The following is a 5,884-nucleotide window of genomic DNA, read 5'->3' on the forward strand; positions in this document are numbered from 1 at the left end:
AAATCTGTAAGGGGAAAAGAAACTTTAATAGCCTGACGAATAGGTTCAGACATTGCGCTTCCGCCTCTTCTCGGACACTTAGGTAAGAGTTTGGCCTTTCGTAAAGCAGACATTATTGGTTCAAAACTTTACTATCGAGTTTGGGGCGATGGCGGACTAGCCCGCATATCTCACACGAGTGGGTGCATCGGGCTCTGAAATTGGTGAAAGTTCTTGTTGAAAAAGGAAAATCCGCGCGCGAGATCGGAGACCCGATGCAGACAGAGTGTAGCGTTGGCCATGTCCTCAAGATTTCTGTGAGATATGCGGGATAACAGCGGGGTGGGTGCGACAAGATTGCTATTCTATCAGGCAATGGAGGCCGTCAAAGAGGGAAAATTGCAAGTTGTGCTTGCGGCTTTACAGTCAAACCCCGTTCCAGTCAGCCTTCTTTATACCTGTCATGATCTACTGCCATTGAAGATCAGGGGCTTTCTCGACTTCGCTGTCCTGCAGCTTCGCGAACGCGTCGCTATAGGTAAACGGGACTTTTGAATCTTGGCGCCATGCTCCTGGTTCAAAGGATATATCTGATTGCTGCAATTCGCTTGAGGGCCATCTAACACTCAACATCTGGCCAATAATAATAAATGATTAAGACGTTTCACGTTTCGTCAGTTGGGCGATCTCGAAGGGCGTAATGACGTCTGCCAGAGTGCAGTCATTCAGAACCGCCATCATCGCCTGCGTTGCCTGATTAAGGCCGCTCCGCAGGCGGCAGGCGGGCATTAACTTGCAGAGCGTCGTCTCAGCGCTCTTTTCCAGACATCCTAGCAGAGCCATGTTTTCTTCGAAATAGCATACGACATCGCCGATCATGATGTCCTTCGCTGGCCGTCCAAACCGTAGGCCACCGTTACGACCGCGCAGGGTTTCGGCGAATCCCCCCTGGCCCAGCTTGTGGACGACCTTGACCATATGTGCCTCCGAGATCCCGTACGCCATGGCGATTTCACGAATGGAGCAGAGTCGTTCGGTCCGGGCGCCCAGATAGATCAGGGCGCGCAAGGCATAGTCGGTTTGCAACGTAAGTTTCATGGTCGGGTAAAGATGCACCAACTTGACATGTTTTCCAATTACGGTCAAAATATGTGCGGATCGTAAACCTTAAAGGAGGGCACCATGTCCGCTCCTCTCGACGACAAGACGCGCGCGATCATCTCCGCGACCGTCCCCGCGCTGAAGGCGCACGGAACGGCCATCACGACAGAAATGTACAAGCGCCTGCTCTCCACCCCGGCCATTCGCGACCTGTTCAATCTCTCCCATCAGCAGGATGGCGAACAGCCCAAGGCGCTGGCGCTGGCAGTGCTGTGCTATGCCGAACATATCAACGACCTCGGCGCGCTCGGCGGCATGGTCGAGAGAATTGCTGAGAAGCATGTCGGTCTGAACATCCTGCCCGAGCATTATCCATATGTAGCAGAGGCGCTACTCGGCGCGATCGGCCATGTTCTCGGGGATGCCGCGACGCCGGAGATCGCCGAGGCGTGGGGCAAAGCCTACTGGTTTCTGGCGGATATCCTTATCGGCCGTGAGAAGCAGATTTACGACGAGCATAAGGACGCACCGGGAGGTTGGGCCGGATGGCGCGCTTTTCGCGTTCGCTCACGTCGCGCCGAGACTCCGACAATCACCTCGTTCGAACTGGTTCCCGTCGACGGCGGCGCGCTCTTTCGCCATAAGGCGGGACAGTATCTCAGCTTCAAGCTGGATGTTCCCGGTCATGGCTCTCAGCGCCGGAATTACAGCATTTCCTCGGAACCCGGCGCGGATCATTACCGCATTAGCGTGCGACAACAGGATGGCGGCGTCGTCTCGACATGGTTGCATGAGACGGTGAAGGAGGGAGACATGCTCCAGGTTGCCAATCCCGCCGGTGATTTCTTCCTCGACGAGACAAGTGAATCTCCTGTCGTGTTCCTGACGGCCGGTGTTGGTCTTACGCCCGTGATGTCGATGCTCGGAGAGCTGGCGCAGACATCCGTGAAGCGGAAGATTCACTACGTTCACGGCGCGGATACCGAGGCGTTGGCAGCTTTCCGTCCGGAAATCGAAGACCTTGCCAGCCGAGGTATTCTGGCGGCGGATTTCTTCTATGCGAAAGAGAGCGTGCCCGCTGTCAGTCATGGTGTTGCCGCCCACGCTGGGCGTGTCACGACCGCTTGGGTAAAGCAGAACCTCGACCGTTCCGCGACCTATTACATCTGCGGGCCGGATTCCTTCATGAGAGATATGGTCGACGCGCTACGGACCGAGAATCTGCCGGCGAAGCAGATCCGTTACGAGTTCTTCGGCTCCGCCGCCGACCCCGATCTGGTTCTCTCCGCAGCCTGATATTTTTTTGGGCGTTCACAGTGAGGGGGCGCGCCCCCTCACACGACCTTATCAGGAGCTAGTGCGATGTCGGACTCATCTTCCATTGTCAGGCCGGTCGCGGATCCGGTCAGTACCGTCCTGAAATGGATTCTCCTTGCGACCGGTCTTCTGACTGCGGCGCTTCTCATCTGGACGACACAAGCGACCTACAAGGGTGCGCCTCCGCAGCCGGAGAAATTCGTCTCGGCCGACGGCTCCATTCTCATGACAGGTGCGGATATCGTTTCAGGAAAGGGCGGTTTCCAGAAAGCCGATCTGATGGACTATGGTAGCCTGTATGGCATGGGCTCCTATTATGGCGAGGATTACACTGCCTCAATCATGAAGCGACTGGCGCTCGCCACGCGCGATAACATCGCAAGCGCAGACGATGGTGCGGCGTTCGCATATCTTCCGAAAGAGCGGCAGGACGCCATTACGGCGAAAATGCGCGACGATCTTCATCATCTCGATCTAACTGCCTCGACTGTGACGCTGCCTGGCGAGCTTGTGGCGGCGATCGTGTCCGTCCGCATGGCAACCGCGGACGGTCTGCTCCATCCGAACCGCAAGGCCGGCTGGACCGCAGCACAGAGTCTCTCACCCGCGCTCGCGGTCAAGACGGCCGACTTTCTGATCTATTCGGCTTTGACGACCGTCGCATGGCGTCCTGGCACGAACTATTCCTGGACACAGAACTGGCCTTACGAGCCGCTGGTGGAGAACGCTCCGACGGGCGAGACTTTCATCTGGACATGGGCGAGCTTTGGCTTTGTTTTTCTGGCTTTTGGTGCCGTGCTCTTTATCTACGAATATTGGCTCAACGACGCAGACACGGCGGCTCGGGACGCGGAGCTTCTCGTCGTTCATCCGTTGACACCGAGTCAGAGGAAAGTCTGGAAATATTTCCTTCTGGTTGCGGCACTGCTGCTGGTGCAGATTCTGGTCGGCTCCGTCATGGCCCATATGTATTACGACCGGACGAGTTTTTACGGTATCGATATTAATCGATACGTTCCGTTCAATGTCATGCGTGATCTTCATATTCAGGCGCCTATTGTCTGGATCGGCCTGTCGTGGATCGGTGCGGCGCTGTTTCTTGCACCGGTCATCGCCGATGGAAAAGAAGCCAAAGGTCAGGGCTGGCTCGTGGACGCGCTGTTCTGGGCAACGGTCTTCGTAGTGGTCTGTGGCCTGGTGGGAAACTATCTCGGTGTCATGGGGGTGATCGACGGCAACTGGTTCTGGTTCGGAAATCAGGGGTTGTCCTATATCCAGCTCGGCCGCTTCTGGCAGATTGGCTTCTTCGGAGGACTGCTTTTGTGGAGCGTCCTTGTGATGCGGGCTCTGTGGCCATCGGTTTCATTGTGGACTCGTGCGGCGCGCAGTTTCTGGTCCGGTCATATCCGGCTGGAACATCTCATCTGGGCGTCTACCGTTAATGTCGCACTGCTGTATGCCTGTGGCATGATTCCGCTGACGGGCATTGAGAAATCCTTCACGATCTCGGATTTCTGGCGCTGGTGGGTCGTCCATCTGTGGGTTGAACAGTCCTTCGAGTTCTTCGCGGCGGCGATGACTGCCTGGACGCTGATGGCCACGGGGTTGATATCGCGCTGCCTCGCCGAGCGAGGCATGTATTTCGAAGTCATCCTGATCTTCCTCGGTGGCGTGATCGGCACGGGGCACCATCTTTACTGGGCGGGCGAGCCGAGCCTGTGGATCCCATTCGGCACGATGTTCTCCTTCATCGAGGTGCTGCCACTTGTATTGCTTATCATGGAGGGAATCAGCCACTATCGAATAATCAGGAAGCAGAAGGATTTCCGCTATCGTCTCGGGACCATCTATGTCATCGGTGCTGCGTTCTGGAACTTCGTGGGCGCCGGGGTTTATGGCGGCGGTCTACTGAATGCGCCACTGGTGAACTATTATGAACATGGCACCTTTCTGACGCTCAACCACGCGCACTCGTCTCTTTTCGGCGCGTTTGGCGAACTCGCGATCGGTTTGATCTATTTCTGCCTGCGTTACATTCATGCTGAAAAAGCCGGTTTCTCCGAACGAGCTGGCCTGTGGGCATTCTGGCTCTACAATGCGGGACTGGTTTTGTGGACGCTGCTCAATTTCTTCCCAATCGGCTGGCCTCAACTGCTCGCAGTCTATCAGCATGGCTATGCTTACGCCCGCAGCGCCGAATTCTATGACAAGACCCTGTTCTGGCAATGGATGCGGCTGCCGGGCGACGTTGTCTTTGCGGCTGGTGCACTGATTATGGCGTGGGATTTTCTTGTCAAGCTTACGCCGGTCTATCCTGGTTGGATGCGGCGGTTCATTCCCGGTTCGAGGACACTTGCCGCGAGCCGTCCGGTGGAGAACGTGTCATGACGGCGCAACATGACACTCCGGATGTGAGGCTCAAGCGCGTGTACGATGCCTCCGCGCCCAGCGACGGCCTGCGCGTGCTGGTGGACCGCCTTTGGCCGCGAGGGCTGCACAAAGCCGACGTGAAGATGGATTTTTGGCTGAAGGACGTGGCGCCAAGTCCGGACCTGCGTCACTGGTTCGGCCATGATCCGGCGCATTGGGACGAATTCCGGCTGCGATACCGTCATGAGCTTTCAAACGGAAATGCCGAGATCGCCCGTCTTGTGGGACTGGCGGAGAAAAGCAGGATCACGCTTCTTTATGCGGCGCATGATCCTCTCCATAACCATGCACTCGTTCTTCGGGATTTTCTGTGCGATGTCGCGACGGTTAAATCTTCGAGCCATGGACGAGGGGATCAGTCATAACACAACACGTTGATTTCGCAGAACGCCTCACTCGGGCGTTGCTTGAAACGCGCGCTGATGCGATCCTCGCCGCCGACCCGGGGGGATCATCCGATTCTGGAACCCGGGCGCGGTAAGAAACTTCGGGTTCACCAAAGATCAGGCTCTTGGTCGCTCGCTTGATATCATCATTCTCGAAAAGCTACAGGTACGGCAGCGGGAGGATGGAATCGCGTGCTTCAGACCGGTCAGAGTCGTTATGTGGCGGACGAGTTGCTTGCCGTTCCCGCGATGACGTCCGACGGTCGGCTATGCGAGTATACCGCCGCTGCGGCTGACCATCTCAACGTCCATGAAGTTCACGCCTGTCACATGTTGCCCCACGAAAAAAGGCTTCGACCGGTGCGCTGAAAGGAATTGCATGTGGGTGCCGTGCTCCGTGAGCTATCAATCCACTCCCGGAACATTACTCATGTGGCAATATCTGGTTCTCTATCCTAGCGTCCAACAACGGACATTCCACCCCCCTAACTCGCCTGTCGGCCCAAGAGAACCAGAACAGACAGGCGGCATTCGCCTCATCCCGATCATACAGGCGGTTGGGAGAGTTTCCCGAAAGCCGACATGAATCCATCCGACGCTCTGCCGGCAAAGGCGGATAGCGGATTTGCGCACGCATTCTACCCAGTCGACGCGGATTTCTCACACTTGAG

General features: G+C 56.5%; 4 protein-coding genes. 3 read left to right on the forward strand and 1 reads right to left on the reverse strand.

Features of this window, described 5'->3' with window-relative positions; genetic code table 11:
* Positions 1 to 633 precede the first annotated feature (633 nt).
* On the reverse strand, positions 634 to 1,077 hold the full coding sequence (locus AD928_RS00935) for an Rrf2 family transcriptional regulator (protein WP_062020778.1): 444 nt from the start codon (positions 1,075 to 1,077) through the stop codon (positions 634 to 636).
* Positions 1,078 to 1,161: 84 nt separating this feature from the next.
* On the opposite strand from AD928_RS00935, the gene hmpA reads away from it, so the two are divergent.
* The 3 genes from hmpA (at position 1,162) to AD928_RS00950 (ending at position 5,192) form a co-directional block, all read left to right on the forward strand.
* Positions 1,162 to 2,376 carry an NO-inducible flavohemoprotein gene (gene hmpA / locus AD928_RS00940; protein WP_062020783.1) on the forward strand — a complete coding sequence of 405 codons (1,215 nt, stop codon included), beginning with the start codon at positions 1,162 to 1,164 and terminating at the stop codon, positions 2,374 to 2,376.
* A gap of 66 nt (positions 2,377 to 2,442) precedes the next feature.
* Positions 2,443 to 4,785 (forward strand): nitric-oxide reductase large subunit, encoded by a 2,343-nt coding sequence (locus AD928_RS00945; RefSeq protein WP_062247520.1) that lies wholly within the window; start codon positions 2,443 to 2,445, stop codon positions 4,783 to 4,785.
* Positions 4,782 to 5,192: a DUF488 domain-containing protein gene (locus tag AD928_RS00950; RefSeq protein WP_062247522.1), complete on the forward strand. Its 411-nt coding sequence runs from the start codon at positions 4,782 to 4,784 to the stop codon at positions 5,190 to 5,192. Before AD928_RS00945 ends, AD928_RS00950 begins: the two co-directional genes overlap by 4 nt.
* Positions 5,193 to 5,884 lie beyond the last annotated feature (692 nt).

The sequence above is a fragment of the Acetobacter cerevisiae genome, from assembly GCF_001580535.1.
GTDB classification, from domain to species: Bacteria; Pseudomonadota; Alphaproteobacteria; order Acetobacterales; family Acetobacteraceae; genus Acetobacter; species Acetobacter cerevisiae.

Bases quoted from the DNA above. Each gene is read 5' to 3' on its own strand.
- AD928_RS00935 (WP_062020778.1), bottom strand. From the start codon at position 1,077: ATGAAACTTACGTTGCAAACCGACTATGCCTTGCGCGCCCTGATCTAT.
- hmpA (WP_062020783.1), top strand. From the start codon at position 1,162: ATGTCCGCTCCTCTCGACGACAAGACGCGCGCGATCATCTCCGCGACC.
- AD928_RS00945 (WP_062247520.1), top strand. From the start codon at position 2,443: ATGTCGGACTCATCTTCCATTGTCAGGCCGGTCGCGGATCCGGTCAGT.
- AD928_RS00950 (WP_062247522.1), top strand. From the start codon at position 4,782: ATGACGGCGCAACATGACACTCCGGATGTGAGGCTCAAGCGCGTGTAC.